This is a genomic window from Candidatus Bathyarchaeota archaeon (assembly GCA_026014745.1).
Lineage (GTDB): Archaea > Thermoproteota > Bathyarchaeia > Bathyarchaeales > Bathycorpusculaceae > Bathycorpusculum.
This window is the reverse complement of sequence record JAOZHS010000002.1, coordinates 840,514-864,667: the sequence shown is the minus strand read 5'-3', so window position 1 is coordinate 864,667 and position 24,154 is coordinate 840,514. Positions and strand designations below refer to the sequence as shown.

Sequence of the window (24,154 nt, the reverse complement as noted above, 5' to 3'; positions counted from 1 at the left end):
CTTTCTTTTGTTGCTCAACGAATCTATTTGGATCCTAATATCCAAGGTATGCTGAAGCGATAGAGGAGGGGTCTACTCTGCCTAAGAGGGGTAGGTCGGTATTGATGGAAAACAAGCTCAAAAGTATGTTGAAATCCAGTAGAATCGGCGACTGGTCTGGGGTGCAAACCCTAAAAAGGTATTAACCACGTCAACCAACTCCTTTTAGGGTGTTTGTATGTCGATGGATTCTGAGAGCCTACGCGTTCCCTTGGGCAAAAAAATCAACCTAACCGACTATGACGCAGGTTGGGTTCCGAAATGGGCAAAAAAAGAAAACAAACAAACCCTCCATCAACACGCCGCCGCTGTCCTTGACGCTAACAAACAGGAACTCATTGGTATGCAGGAGCTGCTTTGGGCAAGCAACACGTATGCGATGCTGATTATTCTGCAGGGGATGGATGCTGCGGGAAAAGACGGAACCATCCGCCACGTCATGTCTGGCGTTAATCCGCAGGGATGCCGAGTTACCAGCTTCAAAACCCCCACCGAAGAAGAACTCGACCACGATTTTCTATGGCGACACAACAAAGCACTCCCCGAGCGGGGCAGCATCGGCATCTTCAACCGAAGCTACTACGAAGACGTCCTCATAGTCAAAGTCCGCCCCGAAATCCTCGCAAAGCAACAACTCCCCCCAGCCAACAACGGCGACGACTTTTGGGTAAACCGCTACCAAGACATAAACAACTTTGAACAACACCTCGTACGCAACGGAACCATAGTCCTCAAATTCTACCTCAACCTCTCCAAAAAACAACAAAAACGCCGCCTCCTAAAACGCCTCGACGACCCCGACAAAGAATGGAAGTTCTCCCTAGGCGACCTCGCAGAACGCTCCAAATGGAATGACTATATGGATGCCTATGAGGAAATGCTAAACCAAACCAACACGGAGTGGGCGCCTTGGTATGTGGTGCCTGCCGATAAGAAATGGGTCATGCATGCCGTAGTTTCCGAAGTTCTGGTTAAACAAATCAAAAAACTCCACCTATCCTACCCCGTCCTAAGCAAACCACAAAAAGACGCACTCAAACAGGCAAGAGCCGAACTACAAAAAGAATAACTTAACTGGCGCTGGGCGTAACTTCGCAGTGCACGTCAAGCTGTTTTTTGAAGGCTTCATAGAACGCCTGCTTATTTTGGATAATACTCCACTCTTCAAAGCTGCAGTCAGAGTCAGAGTAAAACTCTAGCAGCACGGACTTGTCATCTTCCAAAATAAACTCCGCCTTCTTCACTGACCCCGAATGACTCCGATCAAGCTTCTCAGCAAACCGCAGAAACGTCGACAAAACAACCACCACCCACTTACTATACTCATCGAGTTCACGAGCCTTCAAAATCTTTCGTGTCGGCAGCTTTTTACGATGAAACCGAGCCACACAAGCCATTATCTCTATTTCTTTACGGTCAAACCCCAAAAGCTCCGCGTTGCTGATGATGTAGTCTGAATGTAGGTGATGGTTGCTAAAAGACAAAAAGTCCCCCACATCATGCAACATCGCCGCGTGCTTAAGCAGGTCCCGTTCATTGCCTCCTAAATCGTGCAGTTTATTTTGTTTAGCGCTGTCAAAGAGTTGCAAAGCTAACGAAGCCACGGTCTCTGAATGCTTCTCATCAAAATTACATGACCGCCCCAGATGAAGCACACTGCGGTTGCGTGTGGGGGTCCTTTGCAGTTCACGAAAACCCTCAAAATTAGAAAGATACTCCACCAATAAGCCATCGCGAAGCTCTTTGTGACTAATGTAGATTTCTTCTAACCCAAACTCCTCCATCGCCGCCTCCACGATAGCTGCCCCAGCAATGATTATGTCGGCGCGTTCAGGATTAATCGCTGGAAGCTTCCTACGCTCCTCCAAAGACAGCGAACACATAATGGGCGCAAGTTTTTTGAGGTTCTTTCTAGACAATGAAAGCGCATCTTCACGACTGTTGCTCTTCTTAAACAGTTTATTCGCAATTTCCGCAAGGTTAATTATAGTGCCCGAGGAACCCCACGCCAACCGTGCACCATACTGCAGCACTCTGCTTTTAACCGCATGCACCCGACTAACCGCGTAATGCTTGATTTGCTTGTAAACGTTAATCCCCACAGGCGCCGTCCAGCCTTCCCCAATGAACTGCGCCGTCAACCTAATCGCCCCCAATCGCATGCTATTCACGTAGAAGCATTCGTATTGATTGCCGATGGCGACTTCCGTGCTGCCGCCGCCTAAATCTATGAAAATCGCCTTCTCATTCCCAATGTCTAAGCCGCTTGAGACCCCTAAACAAATCAGCCGCGCCTCATCTTCTCCGGAAATAACCCGCACATGAAGACCCGTTTCCTCCTCAAGCCTCGCCAAAAACTCAGCTTGATTAGTTGCTTCTCGAATCGCCGAGGTTCCCACAGCAACGATTTTTGTTGCGGAATAGGTTTTGGCTAAGTCAACAAATTTTTTGCAAACAAAAATGGCGCGTTCCATGGCGTCGGGGTGTAGCAGGTTGTCTTTGAATTCTTGTTCGCCGAGGCGGACGACTTCTTTTTCTTGGCTGATAATTGTGTAGCTTAGGTTGGGGTTGATTCGCACGACTAAGAGGCGTACTGCGTTGGTGCCGATGTCCACGAACCCCACAACATGACTTGATGTTTTCACTTTTGTTTCCATCGCAGCACCAACAATGTATTAAAGACCTTTTCAAACAAATCTTTTTTCTTATTAAAAGCCTGCTCCTCAAGCACCGACTTCATCTTCGCCGTGCCTTCCACCGTGACCCGTTTAACTCCAACCCTGAAACTTAGCGACTCCACATTTGCTTCATGCGTATAATCTAAGCCGTCGGCTAAACGCAGAAAACTCGCCAGCACCTCAATTTTGTGAACCGTTTCTTTGTCTAACCCCAAGAGGTTGTAATGACTCGGTTTAGGTAAACCTTTGCGATGATAGCGCGCGATGCTTGCTATGACTCTGCGGTCCTTTGAAGTAAAAGGCAGAGTGGTGTCATTGAGGATAAGTTGTGCGGTTGTTTTATGGTGGGCTCCGCGTGCTTGGGCTAAGCCGACGTCATGAAGCAGAGACGCGCATTCCAGCCAGCAGCGTTCTCGACTACCAAACTTGTGCAGCTTTCCTAAGCCATCAAAGAATTGTAAAGCTAACTTTGTAACCTGCTTGTAGTGTTCACAGTCGGGCCAGTGCTGCTTGGAGAATTCCTCTGCGGCAGCCAGGGTTTGTTTGCAGTTTTTGTCAGTGGCTTCCTGATTTGTTTGGTCCTCTTTGTTTACTGTGTCTATTGACACGCCGCGTAGTAGCATCTGCGAGTAGCTCTCGGGTAGCCCCCCCTCCCGTAGAGCCTGAGCCGCAGCGTCTACATCATAGCTTAAGCGAATCAACTCCACTTTGAAGGGGTCAAACCACAAAATAGCATATGCCGCTTTGGGGTCACCATCGTCGGGTCGGCCTACGCTGCCCGGATTAACAAACCATGTTTTGTCAGCTTCTCGTTGGAACTGTTCATGAGAATGCCCAACTATGATTACTTCGGCTTTGGCGTCTTCAGCCAAAATCTTGAGACGCTCAATTGGGGTGTCATGGTAGAGGTGTTCTTCGATGGATTCGGGGCTGCCATGTGTGACAAACAGTTTCTTGTCCCCCACTTCAAGGTGAATTTCGCGAGGTAGCGAGTTGAGGTAGCTTGCGCAGGCTTTGCTGAGTTGCTTTTGGGTGTATTTTAACGCCAGCTTCTTTTCGCCTTTAGGCTTAGATTTGCCCTCAAGAACCTCCAAATCATAGTTACCCACGACGCTAAGCACATTTTTTTCACAAAGACACGCCACCACTTCACTGGGGTTGGCACCATATCCCACAGAATCGCCCGCGTTTAGAAATACCGTCACACCCCGTTCTTCTGCATCCTCAAACACCCGCTGTAACGCTTGCAGATTTGCGTGCACGTCAGAAATTACGGCGATGGCGGCATGGGGGTTAGTTAGAGTTTGTTGAATTTTTTTCTCCGACAAAGTTGTTCCCGCTTTAGTTGCATCTCTTAACCTATCAAAGAAGCCGCTTTGCTGGTTTTGGTCCCACAACCCTACAAATTCCTTATAGTGTTGTTGCCTCTGAGTTTTGACGTAAGTTTGAAACTTGTTCACCGCAGACTTAAATGCGGTTTGTTTTGGGTCTGTTTTGTTTTTGGCAACTGTTTTTTCTATGAATTTAGGGATATAGTCGAGCCAGACTTCGTTATCATGTTTTTCGCCGAGTATGTCTTGGTATTTTTTTATGGTTTCTATTTCCTCTTTAAGCTGCGACTTGTAGAGGGGCGCAAAAAACTCCATAGTATAGCGAAGTCTTTTGGCTGCAATGCGCATTTCATGATGTTTTAGGTTCTCGTTGGGTAAATGCACGTATCGTTGTAGCGATAGAAACTCGTCTAGCCTAAACGATGCATGCCAATGGCTCTTTTCAAGCACCTGGTTCGCGTCAAAGGTGGCGGCGGCTTGTTGTTCAATGAGGTCTTTGCAAAAGCTGCTTATGTCATCTAAAATGTCTGATGATAAAAGCTTGTTTAACTCTTTAACTACCAAGGGCTGCAGGCTTTCCCGCAGTTCTTGATGGTCTTTTAGTATGCTGTCTATCCCTGCTTTTTCGAGGGGATTCTTTTTTAGGTACTCTTCTATAAAGGCAATTTGGACATCTAGGTCTCGTGCGTTGCCTAGGCGCTGGGTTACTTTTTTGATTTCTTTGGTCCACTTATCAAATTTTTTGGCTGGAAAACAAAACCTAAACAGCGGCAACGCGGCTCGCAGACGTCGAGAGATTACACGCGTTTTGTGAACGCATTCTACATCCTTGTTTTCTATGACCCCGCCTATGTTTTGGTTAAAGCCATTTAGCAGGTCCAGCAGAATTTGAGCTCCGAACTTGCAGTAGCTGGGGTTTAAGTCAAGTTTCTGGGATGTATAGGGCGTACTCATGCCAGGTGCCTCTGTTTTGAATTAGCCAAAACTGAGAATTAACACTTCTTTCGCCTTCTCTGGGGATAACCCTCTCATAAGTGCCGTCGGAAAGGAGTCTTCTGGCTTTAACGTTGTCTTTTAAGTGAATTTTTAGCATATTATCAAGAATAGCCGTGCGCACTTGAGGGTCAGGAACACTGAAGAGAACCTCGACGCGTTCGTTTAAGTTACGAAACATCAAATCTGAACTGCCAAGAAGGACTTCACTATCTTCTCCATCTTGGAAGTAATAGATGCGGGCGTGCTCCAAAAACCTGCCCACAATTGAAATTACCGAGATATTATCGCTGACCCCCTTTATCCCTGGCTTCAGACAGCACAGCGCCCTCACGTTCAAATCAATCTTTATACCCTCCATGGACGCCCTGTAGAGCGCTTTTATGATGTCTTTCTCTTCTAGGTTATTGAGTTTAAATGCTAAGTAGCCCTTGCCCGTTTTGCGGTGAAACGCGATTTCGCGTTCAATCCTTTTGAGAATCTCGCTTTTGAGCGTCTTTGGCGCCACGAGTAAATGTTTGAATTCTTTTTCTTGGAGACCATTGACTAATATGTTAAAGAGATCCTCAAGTTCAAGACCTACCTCTGGATTTGCAGTCAAATAGCCTATGTCGCCATAGATTTTAGCAGTAACCGCATTATAGTTACCCGAACCAATATGCGAGTACCGCACGATTTGTTTCTTTTCTTTACGCACAATAAGGCATAACTTAGCGTGTACCTTGAGGTTGGGAAAATTGTAAACTGTGTTGACACCTGCTTCCCGAAGCCTTGCAACAAGGAGTATGTTGTTTTCTTCGTCAAATTTGGCTTTTAACTCAATAATCGCCGTTACTTTTTTGCCCTTTTGAGCCGCCGTCATTAGAGCATCCACGACAGGTGACTTTGCATCCATCCGATACATTGTTATGCAGATTTCTGTGACATTATCGTCCGTTGCGGCTTCTTTGAGTAAATCAACGATCACTTCAAAACTATCATAGGGATGATAGAGCACGATATCGCGTTTAGAGATAGTCTTGAACAGGTTCTTCTCCTGCGTAAGCAAGGGCAGAATTGACGGCAGAAACGTTTTATCTTTAAGGTCTGGGCGATTTATTTTAAGCAGCTGCCACAAATCTACCAGTCCCAAAGGCGATTCCACTTCATAGAGCAAATACTTTGGCAACCGAAGATGCGACGCTATGACTTCCCGAATGGGTTTTGGCATGCTCTTCTCGAACTCTATTCTTGAGGGGAACCCTGTTTTTCTGTGAGCGAGACCCACTTTTAGGGAGTTCAAGAAATCGGCTGATTCATCCATTATTATCTCTATTTCGCCGTTACGAGTAACTCTGAATGGGTATGCGGTTAGGGTTTTTTCGTTTGGAAACAGCAGGTCTAAGTTGTTTGCGATTAAATCTTCCAAGAAGACGTAATCGTGTTCCATGCTTATCGTTTCCACATTTGTGTGGGGTCGGTATTCGTTGCGTGTAACTCGGATAAGCCGCCCAAATTTGTCAACGGGAACATCCAACACGCAGCAAGATTCAACGCTGCTAAAGCCAGAAACGTACAAATTCACGCGGAGGTTCTCAATTGCTTCACTGTTAAAGCCCAAAGCAGGGATAACCATTTTTGGGACAACTTCGCATCGGAAGAACTCCCGCAGGTTTTGCTTCATTTTGTCTGGTAACTCGGAGAATTTTTTTACGAAAATGTCCTCTTTTGATAATGCTGGTACAAGCTCATTATTCCAGCAATCTGCATGGCTCTTGATTAGTGGGAGTATTTCTTTGCGTGTGGCGTAGATTTGCTCCATAGATGTCATGCCATCCATGGATCTTTCATTGGATTTTTTGTTAATTTTTTTAATGAGCCTAGCGACTCGCGTCATGAAGAACTCGTCTAGGTTGCTGCCACATATCGCTATGAATTTAACTCTCTCTAGCAGAGGATGCCATTGGTCGCGGGCTTCTTCAAGGATACGCGCGTTGAATCTTACCCAGCTGAGTTCTCGGTTGAGGTAAAAGCTCGGGTTATCTAGCATACTGTCATTTGATTGCAGGTTCCTGCTCTCAGAATCAAAATCATCCGATAACAACCGCCTATTACCTCTAGTTATCGCAATTTCCCAGCTGGTATCCACTATAATATCCCATATTGTCCTTTATCAATGAATCTACCTGTTCTTTTTGTGTATTAGGTGGATTTAGCGTTTGTTTTTCCTCAAGAACTCAATTTCGCTACATCTTGGTCTTGGAACTACATATGTCTCGTATCTAAAAAGCAGGATTTCCTTTTTCGTCTCAACCACCGTCACTTTTTACAACAAGTGCGGTCTTAAGTGCTCCGAAAATAGACTATATACATGTATGTTTCCTATATAGGAAGGGTTAAATCAGCCGCAAACTTAAATAAGAGACATGAACTCGCTTACTCTCAAAGAAAACGGCTTTAAAACGTTCCTTTCGCTAAAAGAGCTTACATTCTCAGGCCTGTCCTCCAACAAAAACAGCGTTCTAGTGCTCGTCGACACAACCCTCACAGAAAAACCCACTTCCGACATACTCTACATCGGCAAAACCAAAAAACCCGCTAAACGAATCTTCGGCGGCTACATAGCAGGATACGGAGGAAAAACCACCCGAAAAATCAACAGCATGCTATTGGATGAAGGCTACCTGGAAAAAATCGCTGTCGGCTGCATGGAAAGCGACAACCCCAAAGTTGCCCAGCAACAATTGCTCGATGACTTCAAAAAAGAATACGGCCAATACCCCGCTTGGAACCTAAACAAAAAAGCAACACCAGCACCTCAACCCGCCACAAAAACCCCCAAAACGCCCAAACCCGCACGTGCAAGCAAACCAACTAAAGCCAAACCAACTTCTTAACATGGTTTTTCTATTTTTTGTGGGTATAATGACGGATTAGCTCCCGAGTCGACCACGGCAGGCAATCCTCAACTCGAAAACCCAACGCCTCAGCATAACGATGAATTTCCTCAACGTTTTGTGCTTCAATTTCTAAAAATTCGGGAATAAACCCATATTTGCCGCTATATTTATCAAAATCAAACTGTGCACTACCAACTCGATAGCTGACTCTACGCTTCTGCATACACTCAGTAACTCTTAAGCCTAAAAGTCCCAAAATTTCTTGCATACCTTCAAGGTCAGAGACATTTACTGAGATTTCTCTTGCCACTTTGGCGTTTTGAGTGAATTGGACTTTTTTGTACGTTAACTCGGTTTTGTCTTGTTGCCTGCGCAGGCGAAGCACGTCTTTTGCTTTCACTATTCTTTGGTCAGAAAAATCAAAAAACAACGTTTGGATATCGCCTTCAAAGATTTTTTTGGCGCCCAAACCTTCAAGGAGGCGACTGATTTTCTCTCGGTTAACCTCTAAAATTTTGACTTCCACTTCATCCATAAAAAAACATTACCCGCCGCGCGGTTAAGGTTTTGTGTTTTCAAAGAAAGATTGTGTTTAGGCGAGTTGTATTGATTCAACTATGATGCGGCTGGTTTTCTTTAATACTTGATGATCAAGGCCGCAAATAGGGCAGAACACGATTTCGTGGTTCGAAAAGATTTCGGGTGTGACATCGAATTTTTTGCTACAGCCTACACACTTAACTTTCAAGTCTTGCTCACCTAAATGTTGCGGTTAGGACGTTTTCGAGTTCAGTAGATTCTATGACGATCTTTTGTTCTCGGCGCACGGTTATGAAGTCGATTCCACAGATTGGACAAGGCACCAGTTGATATTCTTCAACTTGGTCGAACTGAAAACTTCCCTTACAAACCGGACAAACAAAGGTTAGGGGTGTCTCAAACTTTTGCATATTACACGTCTCCATCCTAACCTTGGGTATGTAGGGATTTAAGAAAATCCTTAGTATAAAACAAAAAATATATAGAAAAAAGTTAAGGGCTGTCCTATGTAATGACTATTTGTTAACGGTTAAGGTAGCGGGTTGGTCTCCGTTGGGTTCAATTTGGGGCTTAACAGTTATTATAGATCTCAACAATATTCAGCATAGACTATGTTATCGGTTGGCGTTTCTATAGGCAAGGAATTTATTATATAATAAACAGCTAGCAACATACTTGTTAGCGATAAGGAATGGAACGCTTGTGCAGGTCAAAGAGGAAGCTGAAACAAGAAAAGTACAGTTCACTGGTGGCTCCACCTACATTATATCTTTGCCCAAAGGTTGGATAGCACAAAATCAACTAAAAAAAGGCAGCTTCATAAAACTCCGCGAAGAAGAAGACGGATTATTAACCATAATCCCTCTTGGATCAAACATAGCCGTCGAAAAACATTCAGATAAGGCTTCAATCAAAGTTTCTTCAAATGACGATATAGAGACAATCCGAAGAAAAATCGTATCCGCCTATTTAGCCGGCTACAATTCTATACATATCAAAACAGACAAGCAATTTTTAACAAAACAAAGACATGACATGAAAAACTTCGTTAGACGCATGCTAGTTGGGACCGAAATAGTGAGCGATACATCTTCGCAGTTAGCATTGCAAGTTCTCTTAAGTTATCCCGAGTTAACAATCCAAAGTGCTCTTAGGCGCATGAGCATAATCACAATATCTATGCATAACGACGCAATCTGTGGTCTTAGAACAAATGATAATTTACTTACAAAAGAAGTAATCTCCACCGACAATGAAGTTGACCGTTTCAATCTCTACGTGAACCGATTGCTAAAATCTGCTATCCAGAACCCCCGCATAATAAAAGAAATCGGTCTCTCAAACGGCAGGGACTGCCTTGGCTATCGTCTCGTAACAACGGCTGTGGAGCGAACTGCAGATCACGCTGTTAAAATAGCAACAAACACGTTGGCGCTTAAACATAAAATTAATCCTGACATGGAGATAAAACTTGAAGAAATGAGCAAAATCTCCCTCAAAATGTTTGATGCCGCCATTGAGTCCCTTTTTAAGCAGGACTATAACACCGCAGATACCATTCTGGCAAGCATGAAAGAACTTGATGTCTTAGAACGAGCTGCCGTCGCATGTTCTCAAATAGACCTTGAAGACGCCGCCACTTTGCGCCTTATTATAGAGAGCATAAGACGAACCGCAGAATATGCAAGCGATATCGCTGAGATTGTACTAAACCTGACGGTAGATTCAATTTTGGTGTAGATTAATGGCAGACGCTGAAACTATTTGTCAGAAATCGTCTTTTTTTGGATCTCTCTGCAGTTACTGAAGTTCGAAATACAAATTGTTTCCGTAAAGAACTAACTGGGTATCTTTTCGCTATGCTCCGTAAACTCAGGAACACTAAAATCAACAGCCTGAGAGCTCAGTTAGCGTTAAACTGCTGCAAAAATATCGTGGCGCTCAAATCGCCTGATTACTTTTTATCCTACAAGGCGTTAAGGTCTCGCTATAAATGCTCGGTTGGGGTTTGAATGGTTGAGCCTGAATCTTCTTTGCAGGTCTTTATTTTTTAAGAATAAACTATAAATAGTTTATATGGAAAATACTTAAAAGTTTTCCATGTCGTACTCCAGTAAAAGAGCGTCTATCAACTTGCTCTTTTAACTATTCGTATCCACTTCTGTCAGGAAGGGATTGGATAGTGTCTACTATAGGTTTGATTTTTATGCTTGAGGTGTAATTTTTGACACGTAAAAATCGTGATAGTTTGAAAATAGTCGCTGCTATTCTAAATGTCTGTTCCAACTATCAAGGCGTTTGCAAAACACGGATTATGATTCAAGCAAATCTGAACTTCAACCTCCTCGAAAAATATCTAAAAAAAGCCGTTGATCTAAACCTAGTAAAGCTGCAGGACAAAAACTACTTTTTAACAATCCAAGGCCAAGAATTTCTAAGAAAATATGAACAATTTCAGAGAAGATACATTAGCGCCCAGGAATTATTCGTTGCCTTAGATGATGAGTACCAAGAACTTGTAAAAATTCTAACATAAAAGCTGTCCTTCGTGATGCCCATTGCCAATCAAAGTAATACCGTTATCCTACAAACAAGATTCACGAGGTTTTGACGTTCTAGGCCTCCAGAAATCAGACGTTTTTAACGGAAAATCCATCGAGGACATCTGTATTCATTCGGTAAATCCTGGGGAAGAACGCGGCGGACATTATCATAAAATAAAAACCGAATGGCTGTTACCCTTAAGTGGTTCCGCCTCTTTTTTGTGGACCGATAAACAACAACCTCGGCAAGACGACTTAGAAGTCGTTCCAGTGGTGGCTGGCTTTCAAAACCTATGCGTACTTGAAATACCGCCTATGGTTTCCCATTGGCTAAAAAACAACAGCGCTCAAGTATTTGTCATGGCCTCTTTCTCTTCACATGATTATAATGCGCTAATCCCAGATACTTTCAAACAAACCTTCGTATAATCCATTGCCATACGGGTGGAATAATTGAACAGGCAAATTTGCTGGCTTGTCCTTTTGATGATTTGTGCTTCTATGCCCCTTGTGGCGTTCCCCGTAACGGCGCAAGTAACCGCCAGCCAAGCCACAGAAAGTCTTAGCGCCGCAGACTCTGCGATTTCTCATGCTTATCAGGCTTTAAGCGATGCTGAAAGTGCTGGAGCGAATGTTTCTACAATAACCCTTCAGCTTAACACTGCAGCAACCTACTTAGCCGAAGCTCAAAACGCTTATCGTACGGGTGATTTTGAGGTTTCAATAACAAAAAGCAACGATGCACTGGCTATTGTTAACCAAGTTGAAGAAGAGGCCTTAGCTCTGAAGAGTTCGGCAACGGCTGCTAACGCAACTAATGCTCAATTAAGCGTAATTTACTCGGTTGCTGGCATAGCGATTTTTCTTGTTAGCTTATTCATAATCTGGCGAAATGTAAAACGCCGGCATATAAATAAAATCCTGAGATTACGTCCCGTGCAGTTTTTTCTATAGTACTCTATCGCCCGACTATTTTCTCTATAGCCTTCGAAATTATTAAATAGAAAATCAGCGGGAATAATGCATATATAGTTTAAGCGACTTGGCGTTTGTTATCTTTAATGATAGGAGACAAATTGTGGTACTCAATGCAGTCTTAGGATTACTATTGTCACATTTGAGGCAAGCAAACAGCAGTATTATTATTCATATTAACGGAGGTATTACCAATATCTTTTAAATTCAACTATGTTGGCGCGCTAATAGAGCGTCTTATGAAGAATAATGATGTTCCCCTTCAATTAGAATTGCACCCAGGTTCCCATTGTGGACCTCTTGACTGTACGTTCTGCTATGGTAAAGAACAAATGCTTTGTGAAGGAACGTTAAGCATCAAAGATTATGCCAGATTACTCGATGAACTCTTGGAGTATCCTCCATTCATAGAAATATCTGGAATAAGAAGCGATCCATTAAGTTATTCTCATTTTGCTCAATTAATTCACGCTATAAAAGAAAGAAAACTAAACTTTGGGGTTCACACCAAGGCTTATTTTCTAACTGACGAAGTTATCCAAGAACTTAACGCTACTTCTAGTGAAGGTAGTTACATCACAATAAGCGTCAACTCCGCCACAGCTGACATTTACAACAATTTACATGGGTTAGCCCCATCAAGCGATACTCACCAAAAGCTCCTGCAAAAAGTTAAAAAGCTACACGCGGCCAAGACAAAAAATAATTCAAAATTAAAAATCAACATAGCCTACCTATTAATGGCCAACAATTCCTCTCCAGAACAAATTGAAGCATTCGTTGACCTCTTCGAGGAACACGCTGATGTGCTAAAATTCTCCATCCCGCAGGTCCCGAACGTTGCTCAACCAGTAAACTACTTGACCCCCCAAAAAATAGAAACCATCTTTGAACTCTTGCATAACTGGCGAAACGGGAAAATCACTATGCTTAATTTCAAGAATTGCGAGCATGACCCGAACTTCAAATACTGTTGGGCTCAACGTTTTAACGCCACAATCGACAAGGCTGGAAACGTCTTTCCTTGCCCGCAGGTGGCATTAAAAGAATATAGTCACCTTATTTGGGGAAACATTTCGCAGCAACCATTTTGGGATATTTGGAACTCTCCAAAACGACACCAAATGCAGACCATGCTCGTCGATGACATGAAATGTCGCGTCTGTGATCGAAAAGACGAAAACATCAACTTGAACCTTAATGGAATGATGGACGCCGACAAATACGTCCTAAATGTCAAAAAAAATACTGCACAATAAAACCAAAAACTAAGATTATACGGGAGGTAACCATATGAAAATACCAATTTGTGAACCAGATGTAACTGGGAATGAAATTAAATATGTGACAAATTGCATCCAAACAAACTGGATATCCTCGCGAGGCAGCTATATTATTGACTTCGAAGAGAAATTCAGCAAATTCGTTGAAGCCAAACATGGAATAACCGTGGCAAACGGAACCGCCGCCCTCCACATGGCAACCTTAGCCTTAGGAATTGGAAAAGGCGACGAAGTAATCATACCCACTCTGACCATGATAGCAAGCCCCAACCCAGTTATCCTTGCCGGTGCCACACCAGTTTTTGTGGACTCCGAACCCTACACCTGGAACATGGACGTTGAAGCAATCGAGGCAAAAATCACCCCGCGAACGAAAGCAATAATGCCCGTCCACATCTACGGTCATCCAGTAGACATGGACCCACTTTTAAAATTAGCAAAAAAACACAATCTCTATGTCATAGAAGACGCAGCCGAAGCACATGGCGCCCTCTACAAAGGCAAAGTCGTTGGATGCTTAGGCGACATTGGCTGCTATAGCTTCTACACCAATAAAATCATTACAACAGGCGAAGGCGGAATGTGCGTAACCAATAACGACGCTGTAGCCGAAGACCTCAGGCTTCTCCGCGACCTTGCACATAGCAAAGAAAAACGCTACCTCCATTATATGATTGGATACAATTATCGAATGACTAACATGCAAGCAGCCATCGGAGTAGCCCAAATGGAAAGAATCAACCGATACATTGAGGCCAGACGGGCGCACGCCAAAAAATACAACTCCCTCTTAAAAGCTGTAACCGGAATTACCCTGCCACCAGAGGCTGACTGGGCTAAAAACATCTACTGGTTATATTCTATTCTCATCCAAGACGAATTCGGCGTAAGTAGAGACAAACTAGCTGAGGAACTCGCAAAGCAAGACATCGAAACACGGCCATTCTTCATTCCAATGCACAAGCAACCAATATTCAAACAAATGGGTTTAATCAAAGGAGACTTCCCAGTGGCTGACGAGCTATGCGACAAAGGTCTTTGCTTGCCCTCAAGCAATACGTTGACCGACGCACAAATAGACTACGTATGCAACGCAATAAAACAAATCCAAAAGAACAAAGGCGCCTAAGCCACACAAGTCAGCTTCACGCTCCTTTTTCTATGTCGTCTTCAAATGTTTTACCGAGTTGACTTCATTGGTAAACGGCTTATCTCTTGTCATGGCAACCCGAAACGAAGCTGAATCCATCGCCGAAATAATCCGCGGCCTTAGTTTAGTGCTAAACAAGTTGCCGCTAAAAAGCGAGGTAATCGTTGCCGACTTCAGCGAGGACGATACCTTAGGCGTCGCGATGTCTGCAGGCGAAAAATACTCCGTAAAAGTCGTTCCGCTTGAAGTTAAACGCCGCGGTCGTGGCTTTGCCGTCAGAAAAGGCGTTAGCATTGCTAACTATAATTTGGTATGTATGATTGACGGCGATGGTAACCATGACCCAAGATACCTCCCTAAACTTCTTGAAGCTTACAAACCAAACTCTATTGTGGCAGCTACACGTTTTCCACCTTTGGGTTGGAGTGAAGAGCACACAGTATCACACTACCTAGGAAACCGGATTGCCGTCACCGTAGTTAACATACTTTTCTGGAATAACGTTACAGACATCACTAACGGCTATTATCTATTGAGCAAACCCGTCTGGGACTGCCTCAACCCCAACTCAGACAACTGGTCACTGGACGCCCAAATAATCTGCCGTGCCCTCAAAAGAGGTATTGGCGTCAAAGAAATCGCGTATTTTGAGCCAAAACGACAAGGCGGACGAGCTAACTTGAAACTTGGAACGGCCTTATGGCGGATAGGACTGCGCGTTTTTCTGGAGCGTATGACCAGCTAAAACTTTATCTTAAAAGCGAGAAGATTCTCATGTTTGACGATAAAGACTACTTCACTTTTGCAGCTCACTTATCAAATCCCTATCTTGAACTGCCTCCTCAAATTCGAGAAAAACTACTCTCGGGTCTCGAGTATAGTCGTCTCTATTCTGTGATGCTTAAGAATAAGATTCTGTATAGAACACTAAATCGCATTGACGACGAGGCTTTTCCACAGGAAAAACGTCAAATCCTTAAAAAAATTGTAAACGAACAACCCTTTTTCTCTGAAGCGTATGAGGAAGTTCAATTTCTACGACGCGGGCTTCTAGAAATCAATGCCGCTCTAAAGGTTCAAGGCATCGAACTCATTTTTTTAAAATCCAGGAACCATTTTCCGCTGGATAGCGATAACTTTGATGTTTTAGTAAAGGACAGTGACCTGTCAAATACCGTAAAGATTCTTGAAAGCTTGGGGTATGTAGAATTAACTTGGGTTAAAGAAGGCTACAAACGGCTTTTCCGAAAAGCCAAGAACGCAGAAGATAAGATGGCAATTCATCTGCATAGTAGAATGGCGTGGGATGGCATTGAATTTCTCAAATGCGAAGATATCTGGAGAGAAAAACAAGACCTAAAAGTTATGGGCGAAACCTTCAGCTTTCCCTCTTCAGAGCACCATCTGCTAATTACTGCTGCGCACGCTTTTTTTGAGAATCATGAGTTCAGGCTGGGCGATCTACTTTATACAATTGATGCTTTAAACGCTCAACCGAAAATTGATTGGGCATACATAGACAATTGGGTTACTGAAGATAACTGGGTTGCGCCTTTCTATGCGATGCTGCAAAGCCAGAATTATCTTACCTCACAAATATACTCCTTGCCTCTGCTCCCAGACGCTGAAAGTATCAGACCAAAAAAAGAGCAAGTGAACTCAAAGGCTAAAGAAATAACAAACTCGCTTAATGATGCCTTTGCAAAAAAACAGCGTCTGCCTATCCCGATTTCTGTTCCTACAATTGCTCGAAATTATGTTAGTAAAATACGAAAAGATCCCAAAATAACGTTTGCTTACAAAACAAGATCGGTTTATGCCATCGCTGGAGACTATGTAAAGAGGCGGCTTGTTGGCGAAAAAATTGCTCCTTCTTTTGTGATTTGCTTTTCAGGGGACGATGGGACAGGAAAAACAACTCATGCCCTTCGTTTATACGAGCAGCTTAAGTCAAGGGGCATTGATGTTACTTACATGTGGTCACGCGGAACAGGTATGATACTTGAACCAGTTTTGCGTATTGCGAGGAAGTTTTTGTTTGGTCAAAGTGAGGCCACAGAAAACGAGTATTATGCTGAAAAACGGGTTACTGCTTTAGGCATGAAACCTCTAGGACTGATGTGGGGTTACCTTGCAATTTTTGATCATGCTTTGAAGCTTAATCTTCGTGTTCGGTTATTGTTGGCTCGTGGTAAAGTGGTTATTTGTGATAGGTATATTCAGGATACCTTCTTTGATGCTCAGAAAGATGCTCAAACAGAAATTGCTCCGACAATTCAGAAAACGTTTGAACTGTTAACTCCTGTACCTTTGATAAGATTTTATATGCAAAACAAGGGTCAAAGTGTCAACGATGCTTTCGGTAAAGATCGGCGACTCTGTAGTGCGCAGTTGTTTGTTGTAGACTCAAATGGGTCTTTGGAAGGTAACGCTAAGCAAATACTGTCTCACGCTCTCTTTGAATACTATTCTCCTCATTTGCAGTGAGTTCTATGTCCGTGGACTATTTACCAGTTTTTTATGCACGATGCTTCAACGAACCTTATAATGAAGGTCACATACGAATTCTAAGATCACTGCTTGATTGCCTAAAAGCTCAAAATATCCCCTCTGTAATTTTTAACTACCGATATGGAACGTGTGGACAAAAAAAGCCTACACTTCCTAGTGGTTTTCTTTATGCTGAAAAAAAAATGCCCTTGGTTAGTCGTGAAGACGCAATCGGAGTGCGTAATAAACAGTCTTTGATACTGACGAGTTTTCTCGAGACATGCCCTTTGCCATCTTTCCTTTCGGCTGAAAAACACCTGTCAGAAAAGAAACCCGTTATAAATATAACAAACTGCTTTAGGTATTCACGACTCTTAGCCAAGAAAGCCAGCAACTTTCCCGTAGTTACCCATGTGTACATGAAGGAACAGGCGAACGTGTTCAGTTCGCTTCTAAGAATGTCTGATATGTTCATTGTAACATCACAAGCAATTTCCAAGAATCTACAGGACTCCAGCGGAATACCTAATAATAAACTCCGGGTAATTGTGCCTCCTACTGATACAGCTTTTTATCAGCCAATACCTAAACAAGTAGCTCGAGCAGCCCTAGGAATCCCTCAAAATGAGCGAGTGATACTTTATATCGGTAATCTAACTCGTCAAAGGTTTCCACAGGACCGGGTTTTATCAATACTTAAAGGGTTACGAAAAGAAGGGGTGGCGTTTTCTCTACGCGTTTTTTCTCCCCCTGGATTGGTTAACAAACAGTACGCCTCATCTATATGTAATCAAGCGCAACGGCTTGGTTTAGGAAATCTAATCAAAGTTGAGAATAGAAATTTGACCGATGAAGAGAAACGTTTAGTTTACAACGCCTCGGACTTGTTTTTGTTTATGGGACTTGATGGTTCATTTGCAGTAGAACCCCCGCTCACGGTTCTCGAGGCAATGTCCTGTGGGCTTCCTGTTGTTGCTAGTAGCGTGCTCTCAGTGGATGAGATAATAGAAAATAACAAGCACGGAATAACTTTACCCGCAATGGCTGACGCTGACCTGTGGGTTAAGAAAATAATTGATTTACTTCAAAGCAACAAATTGGATGAAATAGGGTCAACTGGGCGCATGTCTGTTGTATCAAAGGCATCGTTAAGCGTTGTGGGGTTAAAACTTTCTTTGGTTTACCGTGAGTTAACAGCCAAAAACTAGCATCACCACTCTAATTAATAATCATATCAAGGTCGATATCGGCAGATGAAGCTAATTCATTTGAAATGGGTTTTCTGTGCGATAGGTCTGATAGGCATTCTTCTAATTTCAGGTCCTCTTTTCTCTGCTATCTTAGAACATACGTCGAGGGAAATTCAGTTTTCAGAGCTTTATCTTCTTGGACCTGAACATACTATCCTCGACTACCCATTAACTGTAACCGTTGGGGACGATTATTCTCTTTTTATCGGTATAACCAACCACCTGCAGTCAACAGGATACTATGTGCTTTACGCTAAAGTACGCAACTATTCTGATGCCTTGCCGAACGTTCAAACGGGTGTTCCTAGCTCACAACAGCCTCTTTATGAATTCCGCTTTGTTATCAATGATGGGGAAACTCGAGAGTTACCTTTCAATTTCTCTGTAAAGGAAGTCTCTTTCTCAGAACCCGCAATTAAGAGTATAGTGATTAATGGGCTTAGTGTCCAATTGGATAAGCCAGTCTCGACGGACTCGACAAAACATGGCCTCTCTTGTGAGTTATACTTTGAGTTATGGCTCTTTAACGGTAGCTCTAACGCTCTTGAATTTAACTCACGTTACGTGGGTCTCTATATGAATATTGCTTAGTGTCAATAAACCTTCAACCGAAATATCAGATTAAGCAAGTAACAAAAATTGATTGCTTCTACAAAAAATAGGGGTTAAAATAATTGTCAATAGCTGAAATAATATTCTATTCAACCTTCTTTTTACTTTTGGCAGGTTTTTCCGCTTTCTTTGCCCTGATGGTATATTACTCTCGCAAGCGATGCCCTGTAAACAAGAAGGACTTCTTACCGACCGTTTCAGTAATAATTACAACGTATAACGAGGTAAAAGTCATATCTCGTAAACTAAAGAACACCTTTGAGATTGACTATCCTCCTGAGAAATTGCAGATTATGGTAGTTGATAGCGCCTCGAACGATGGAACAGTTGAAGCTGTACAAACCTTTGTCGAAACAACCCATAACAAGGTTGATATTTTAACCCAAAGCAAACGTATGGGTAAAGCCTCAGCGTTAAATTACGCTTTTCCATTTTGCAAAGGTGATATAGTTATTCTAACAGACGCCGATGTCTCGGTTGACCCAGATGCAGTGAAAAGAATAGTTACCAATTTTGGTGATGAAACCGTTGGAGCTGTGTCAGGCATACAGGTTATGCGTAACCCTGACCAGTCTGCTGTAACGCAAGAAGAGCAAGGGTACCGAAGCTTCTACAATATTCTTAGAATGGGCGAAACGAATATGGACTCTGTAGTGATGTGCGAGAGTGAATTCGCTGCTTACCGAAAGGAACTACTGGAAGTAATACCCCCTAACAGCATATGTGACGATATGCAGTTGACTCTTCGTGTTAGAAAGAAGGGACTTCGAGCGATTTACGACGACAGTGTATCCTTTTATGAAAACTCATCAATCGGCCGTAAATCCCGACTCAAGCAAAAAATTCGACGAAGCCAAGGCAACCAGCAAGCTTTGTTTAATTTTGCAGGCATGATGTTCAAGAAGCAATACAGCTATTTCTCATCGGTAATACTGCCTTTCGAGTTTTTCATTAATGTTGTTGCGCCTTTACTGACAGTGATTTGCTCTGTTAGTTTTATAGTTGCCATATTATTTTCATTCAACTCTCTGATTATTTTAGTGCCCCTGTTATCTGCCATTCTAGCTACTCTTGTCCTTTTTGCTTTGTTCAAGAAGGATTCGTTGACAACTACCGTGACGTTGGGGCAATCCCAGCAGGGAGGAAGTCTACGTATGGCTGGTGTTATCTTGGACTTCATATTAATGCAATTTGTCATGTTTGCTGGTTTGCTAATCCTGCTTTTCCACGGCCCCGACTATAAATGGGAGAAAATCGAAGATGTCCGGCAAGGCTGATGGCGAAAGGGTACTATACGATAAGGAGAAAAACAAAAATGCGTATAGAATCCAACTTACTTGTTGTCTCGCCTGAGTTCGGTGCTGGAGGAATAGGTGGCCACACAAGGCGTATTGTGAATTTTCTGCTCGATGAAGGCTTTAAAGTCCAAATCCACGCAAACAAAGGCGCCTTGGCCAAAAATGCTCCACACCCGAACCTGAAAATCGACGAGATTGCGGAGCCTTTTCTTGGGTTCAGTTTGTTTAACCCCTTCTTTGACTTGCTTTCCTCTCTACGTCTACGTTCTCAGCCTGAGCCTAAGCTCATTATTAGAACTTTACCTCCATTTTATCCGCATATTCCAAAAATAAGTAACACAGCCATACCTGAATTGACCATTAGTCATGCTGTTCTTCCTGCGTTTGAAACATTAAGAAAATATGGCAAAATGGGTGTAGAGGATAAACTCACCTTATCACCGGTTGGCAAGTTTTTAACAGCTTCAGAAAAGAAAATGCTTCAAAATGCTGATTGTGCTATTGCCGTAAGCGAATACACAAAGCGGATGATAATAGATTACTATAACATTGATGAATCAAAAATCGAAGTTGTCCCAAACTTCGTAGACACTACTGTTTTCTTCAAAAGAGACTCTTTCACCAATCCTGAACTCGCACGAAAGCTTCTGGAGTTTAAGGGAAACAGTCGCCTTGCTGTTTTTGTTGCTCAACTTCCCGTTGGAGGGGCCAAAAACTTTGAACTCTTATTTGACGTGATGGCGGCATCCAAGAAAATTAATGTTAAATTCGTCGTTGTAGGAATGGGACCCGATCATCTCTACGCTAGAAGTTATGCTCGACGATTGGAGCAAGATCGGGTACTTTTCCTTGGTTATGTCAACAACTCTGTGCTGCCCGAAATATACTCATTATGCGATTTTCTGCTCATTACCTCTTTGTATGAAAACTTGCCCACTGTACTGTTAGAAGCCATGGCTTGTGGCTCAATTCCAATTTCCACCGATGTGGGCGGGCTTTCAGAAGCACTTGAGAATAAACTTAATGGTTTGCTCGTACCACCAGAAAAAGACTCATTTTTGAACGCACTAAGTGAACTTTGTGCTTGCAATCAGCAAACTTTGAACACCATTAGTGAAAGAAACATCCTCAAAGTAGACCAAAAGTTCAACCTCAAAAATGCGAGCGCACGGTATGTGAACATTATCGCCGGCATGATTGAAAAATGATGGCTGTGAAGAAGTTTTCTATAAGTCGTCCTCTAATCCTGAGGTTGCTTCTGATAGTTGCGGTAGTTGTACTTATCGCAAATATAGTAGCCTTGACTAGGGATTATCAAGATAGCTGGATTCTTGAAGGTCTAGAGATTCCCTTTTTAGCGTTTGCTATTATTTTTTTAATAGCCTTCTTTTCTGAGCGCGAAGAAGGTTGGCTTGTCGCAATTGCGAGTATAGGCAGAGTGGTTTTTCTATCTGTTCCTATCCTAAAATATGTCTGGTTCCAAGGCGTCTATCAAGATCAAAGTTTTCAATACAACTTAGCCAATACTGTTATTACAACAGGACACATAGCGCCATTTTCTTCTTCTATTGCGCCTGACTATAGTGGGGCGCCGTTATTTCATTTGTTATTCTCGGCGTTTTCAATTATACTAAATGTGCCTGTTGTCGATGCAATGAAGTATATACCCCTCCTTTTAGCCCCCCTTTATCCGCTTTTTACCTATTTAATAGTAAAGAAACTTGCCCTTCCTTCAGGAGAAAGCGTAACAAAGTTTGCTCTGCTCTTATCCTCTATTCCATTTTCAATAGTCCAGTATGAAATCACTGGATCTACAATTGGCCTTCTGCTCGTTCTAATTATATTCTACACTTTTATTTCCTTGATAAAGGGAAACGATAGACGATATCTCTTGCTTGCCTTTTTCTTCGCCGTTGCTTTGGCGGCCGCTCACTCCGCCTCCTCTATACTTTTATCATTGATCCTGATCACCTTTTTAATAGTCCAAAGATTTCCGTTTAACGCCCTCCAGAGGCTCAATCTAAAATCTTGTTTCCGTAATAATATCATTTTTATAACTATCGCAATAACTTGTGCTTGGCTTTTGTTTATGAGTTACCCTGCTCTTACAAACGTTTTGCGGACATTTTTTGTGGGTGTACCTAGTGGTACTACTCCTTCCTCAGAGTCAATTTCTCCAACTTTCTATACCCTGTTGGAGCACGACTTTTTTGGTGCAGTAAGAACCTTTTCAGTTTATTATGGCGCGGTCTTAGTCCTTCTGGTTCTCACTTTATTTGGTTTGCTTTTGTTACTAAAGGAAAGAAAAAAATTGAATGACCGTGCTCGTTTCATCATTGTCGTGGGAATTTTGTTGGTCGTTTTCATTTTTTTGGGTGTCGTGCTAAAATTCGGCCCTACTCGAGCGCTTGCATTCGAATCTCTTCTGTTCCCTATTTTTGTCGGCTTTTTCATAGCCAAATTTTACAAGAAAAGAAAGTGGTTATCGGGGCTATTTGTAATATTAATAATGTTTACTGCAGTGATTCAAGTCTACAGTTGCCAGCCTTTAATAGCGTCTGCTAATTCAGTGTATCCAGATTTGTCCTCTGAAGTGCCTATTGGGTATGCAAATGCCGTTAACTCTGTGTATCAAAGGCAAATAGCGAATTTTGCAATCACCCATTTTAGCTCTGGTAGAATAGCCGCAGATTTGAACACACACGAGCAATTATTGCAGGTGGCAAACTATAGTTTTGTGGCTGAACATTTAGTGAAGTATTATCCTCTTGATCCGACGGCACCTTATATGGCGTACAGCGTTTTGATGGTTCATACACCTGGGAAGGCTGGTATAATAGATGAATTGGCTCCTTATCGCACGACTGACATTATACTTGAGACTGTTTACAATTCAAGTGTCGTTTACACGAACGGAGAGTCTTACATGCTTTTAGGGCATGCTAAAGGTTGAGAACTAACTATATACTGCGTGGGACCTTGAGGGCGGCAAAGATCCAGCGTGCTGTCCCTTTGAATAGTGAAAGGTTTTGGTATGTTTGCTTTTGTGAATTGGCCCTTAAAGTAAACATGCTTGATTGGTAAACATAATTAAGATAAAGGAGCTATCATATGCCTGCTGTCTCGGTTGTAATTCCGACTAAAAATCGTTCTCGCTTATTGAATAATGCAATCCAGAGTATCCTGTTGCAGTCCTTCAAAGATTTCGAAGTTTTGATAATTGATTCTGCCTCAACGGATAATACAAAAGAGATTGTTTCCTCTTTTAAAGATCCTAGGTTGAATTATTTTTTCCTTAAATCTGACAAAGGCGTTTGTGCAGCAAGAAACTTGGGGCTAACAAAAGCTAAAGGTGACTTTATTGCTTTCTTGGATGACGATGATATGTGGTTGCCCCATAAGCTTCAGGTCCAGTATGACATCTTGAAAAGTCAAAGTGATTTTGACGGAGTTTTTGAATCCTCTTACTATGTTCTCATTGATGAATCCCGGAAAGTTGCACTTCTTCGAAAGCCTCAAACTTTTCAAAATTTGTATTATTCTCTTTTAGCTGAAAATATTCTGGGGAATTGTTCAGGTCTACTTTTGAAACGTGCTTGCATTGATGAACTGAGCTTTGACGAAAATCTGAAGGCAGCGGAGGATTGGGATTTTGTCATTCGCTTAAGTAAACAGTTTAGTCTTGCCCAAATAAATGAGCCCTTGGTCTATTACCGAGTACATAGGCATCAACTTAGCAAGAAATATTCCTATAGTATTGATGCCCTTCATCGCATAATGAAAAAGAACTTGAAAGAAGTATTGAAGGCACCCAATCGAAATGAGATTCTGTACAAATGGTTTATGTCCCTTGGAAGCTATTACCTAAAATCTGGTTTTAAGGCAAAAGCAAGGTGGTGCTACAGTCGAGCTATTAACTATAACCACGGCAGCCTTCGCGGTTATTTCTCTTTCACCCTTGCCTGTCTTGGAACAAACGCTTACAAGATAGCGATGAATTATGCAGCAATGATAGATGTGCAATATCTTTAGTTCTTGTATAGCTTTTAAAAACAATATGTTCGTCCTCAGTATTGTTGTGTATCCAAAAGCC

The 24,154-nt window shown here is 42.5% G+C and carries 22 protein-coding genes; 16 read left to right on the top strand and 6 right to left on the bottom strand.

Annotated elements, in window-relative coordinates; translation table 11 throughout:
* The first annotated feature begins 223 nt into the window (after positions 1-223).
* Positions 224-1,108: a polyphosphate kinase 2 family protein gene (locus NWE92_11030; GenBank protein MCW4030165.1), complete on the top strand. Its 885-nt coding sequence runs from the start codon at positions 224-226 to the stop codon at positions 1,106-1,108.
* A 1-nt stretch (position 1,109) separates the two neighbouring features.
* Here NWE92_11030 and NWE92_11025 read toward each other — a convergent pair whose 3' ends face one another.
* From NWE92_11025 to ppk1, 3 genes are read right to left on the bottom strand one after another with little or no spacing between them, the layout of a single operon-like run.
* On the bottom strand, positions 1,110-2,696 hold the full coding sequence (locus NWE92_11025) for a Ppx/GppA family phosphatase (protein ID MCW4030164.1): 1,587 nt from the start codon (positions 2,694-2,696) through the stop codon (positions 1,110-1,112).
* Positions 2,681-5,002 (bottom strand): YfcE family phosphodiesterase, encoded by a 2,322-nt coding sequence (locus tag NWE92_11020; GenBank protein ID MCW4030163.1) that lies wholly within the window; start codon positions 5,000-5,002, stop codon positions 2,681-2,683. Before NWE92_11020 ends, NWE92_11025 begins: the two co-directional genes overlap by 16 nt.
* A complete protein-coding gene (ppk1, locus tag NWE92_11015; GenBank protein ID MCW4030162.1) occupies positions 4,971-7,124 on the bottom strand; it encodes a polyphosphate kinase 1 in 2,154 nt (717 codons plus the stop codon). Before ppk1 ends, NWE92_11020 begins: the two co-directional genes overlap by 32 nt.
* A 322-nt stretch (positions 7,125-7,446) precedes the next feature.
* Between ppk1 and NWE92_11010 the strand changes: the two genes are divergently transcribed.
* Positions 7,447-7,917 (top strand): hypothetical protein, encoded by a 471-nt coding sequence (locus NWE92_11010; protein ID MCW4030161.1) that lies wholly within the window; start codon positions 7,447-7,449, stop codon positions 7,915-7,917.
* 10 nt (positions 7,918-7,927) lie between these two features.
* On the opposite strand, the gene cyaB is transcribed toward NWE92_11010, so the two are convergent.
* Genes cyaB through NWE92_10995 form a run of 3 tightly spaced genes read right to left on the bottom strand, consistent with a single transcriptional unit; the run spans position 7,928 to position 8,870 of the window.
* Entirely contained in the window at positions 7,928-8,455 is a 528-nt protein-coding gene (gene cyaB, locus NWE92_11005; GenBank protein MCW4030160.1) for a class IV adenylate cyclase, read from the bottom strand.
* A gap of 57 nt (positions 8,456-8,512) precedes the next feature.
* Positions 8,513-8,668, bottom strand: a complete 156-nt coding sequence (locus tag NWE92_11000) for a hypothetical protein (GenBank protein ID MCW4030159.1) — start codon at positions 8,666-8,668, stop codon at positions 8,513-8,515.
* Between the two features lie 7 nt (positions 8,669-8,675).
* A complete protein-coding gene (locus NWE92_10995) occupies positions 8,676-8,870 on the bottom strand; it encodes a hypothetical protein (GenBank protein ID MCW4030158.1) in 195 nt (64 codons plus the stop codon).
* Positions 8,871-9,162: 292 nt separating this feature from the next.
* Here NWE92_10995 and NWE92_10990 point away from each other — a divergent pair, with 292 nt between their 5' ends.
* From NWE92_10990 to NWE92_10925, 14 genes are all read left to right on the top strand, one after another.
* Positions 9,163-10,200, top strand: coding sequence for a phosphate uptake regulator PhoU (locus NWE92_10990; GenBank protein ID MCW4030157.1), 1,038 nt, complete (start codon positions 9,163-9,165; stop codon positions 10,198-10,200).
* A 484-nt stretch (positions 10,201-10,684) separates the two neighbouring features.
* Entirely contained in the window at positions 10,685-10,996 is a 312-nt protein-coding gene (locus tag NWE92_10985) for a winged helix-turn-helix domain-containing protein (GenBank protein MCW4030156.1), read from the top strand.
* Positions 10,997-11,018: 22 nt separating this feature from the next.
* Positions 11,019-11,432, top strand: a complete 414-nt coding sequence (locus NWE92_10980; protein ID MCW4030155.1) for a WxcM-like domain-containing protein — start codon at positions 11,019-11,021, stop codon at positions 11,430-11,432.
* A gap of 24 nt (positions 11,433-11,456) precedes the next feature.
* On the top strand, positions 11,457-11,957 hold the full coding sequence (locus tag NWE92_10975; protein ID MCW4030154.1) for a hypothetical protein: 501 nt from the start codon (positions 11,457-11,459) through the stop codon (positions 11,955-11,957).
* A gap of 260 nt (positions 11,958-12,217) precedes the next feature.
* Positions 12,218-13,237, top strand: coding sequence for an SPASM domain-containing protein (locus tag NWE92_10970; protein ID MCW4030153.1), 1,020 nt, complete (start codon positions 12,218-12,220; stop codon positions 13,235-13,237).
* Positions 13,238-13,271: 34 nt separating this feature from the next.
* A complete protein-coding gene (locus NWE92_10965; protein ID MCW4030152.1) occupies positions 13,272-14,390 on the top strand; it encodes a DegT/DnrJ/EryC1/StrS family aminotransferase in 1,119 nt (372 codons plus the stop codon).
* 91 nt (positions 14,391-14,481) lie between these two features.
* Positions 14,482-15,156: a glycosyltransferase family 2 protein gene (locus tag NWE92_10960; GenBank protein MCW4030151.1), complete on the top strand. Its 675-nt coding sequence runs from the start codon at positions 14,482-14,484 to the stop codon at positions 15,154-15,156.
* Positions 15,111-16,898, top strand: a complete 1,788-nt coding sequence (locus tag NWE92_10955) for a nucleotidyltransferase family protein (GenBank protein ID MCW4030150.1) — start codon at positions 15,111-15,113, stop codon at positions 16,896-16,898. Before NWE92_10960 ends, NWE92_10955 begins: the two co-directional genes overlap by 46 nt.
* 422 nt (positions 16,899-17,320) lie before the next feature.
* The gene (locus NWE92_10950) at positions 17,321-18,109 is read left to right on the top strand and encodes a glycosyltransferase family 4 protein (protein ID MCW4030149.1); all 789 of its coding nucleotides are present in this window, start codon (positions 17,321-17,323) and stop codon (positions 18,107-18,109) included.
* A 45-nt stretch (positions 18,110-18,154) separates the two neighbouring features.
* On the top strand, positions 18,155-18,742 hold the full coding sequence (locus tag NWE92_10945) for a DUF1616 domain-containing protein (GenBank protein MCW4030148.1): 588 nt from the start codon (positions 18,155-18,157) through the stop codon (positions 18,740-18,742).
* Positions 18,743-18,825: 83 nt separating this feature from the next.
* Positions 18,826-20,040: a glycosyltransferase gene (locus NWE92_10940; protein ID MCW4030147.1), complete on the top strand. Its 1,215-nt coding sequence runs from the start codon at positions 18,826-18,828 to the stop codon at positions 20,038-20,040.
* A gap of 38 nt (positions 20,041-20,078) precedes the next feature.
* Positions 20,079-21,269: a glycosyltransferase family 4 protein gene (locus NWE92_10935; GenBank protein ID MCW4030146.1), complete on the top strand. Its 1,191-nt coding sequence runs from the start codon at positions 20,079-20,081 to the stop codon at positions 21,267-21,269.
* Between the two features lie 5 nt (positions 21,270-21,274).
* Positions 21,275-23,014, top strand: a complete 1,740-nt coding sequence (locus NWE92_10930) for a hypothetical protein (protein ID MCW4030145.1) — start codon at positions 21,275-21,277, stop codon at positions 23,012-23,014.
* Positions 23,015-23,172: 158 nt separating this feature from the next.
* A complete protein-coding gene (locus NWE92_10925; protein MCW4030144.1) occupies positions 23,173-24,093 on the top strand; it encodes a glycosyltransferase in 921 nt (306 codons plus the stop codon).
* Positions 24,094-24,154 lie beyond the last annotated feature (61 nt).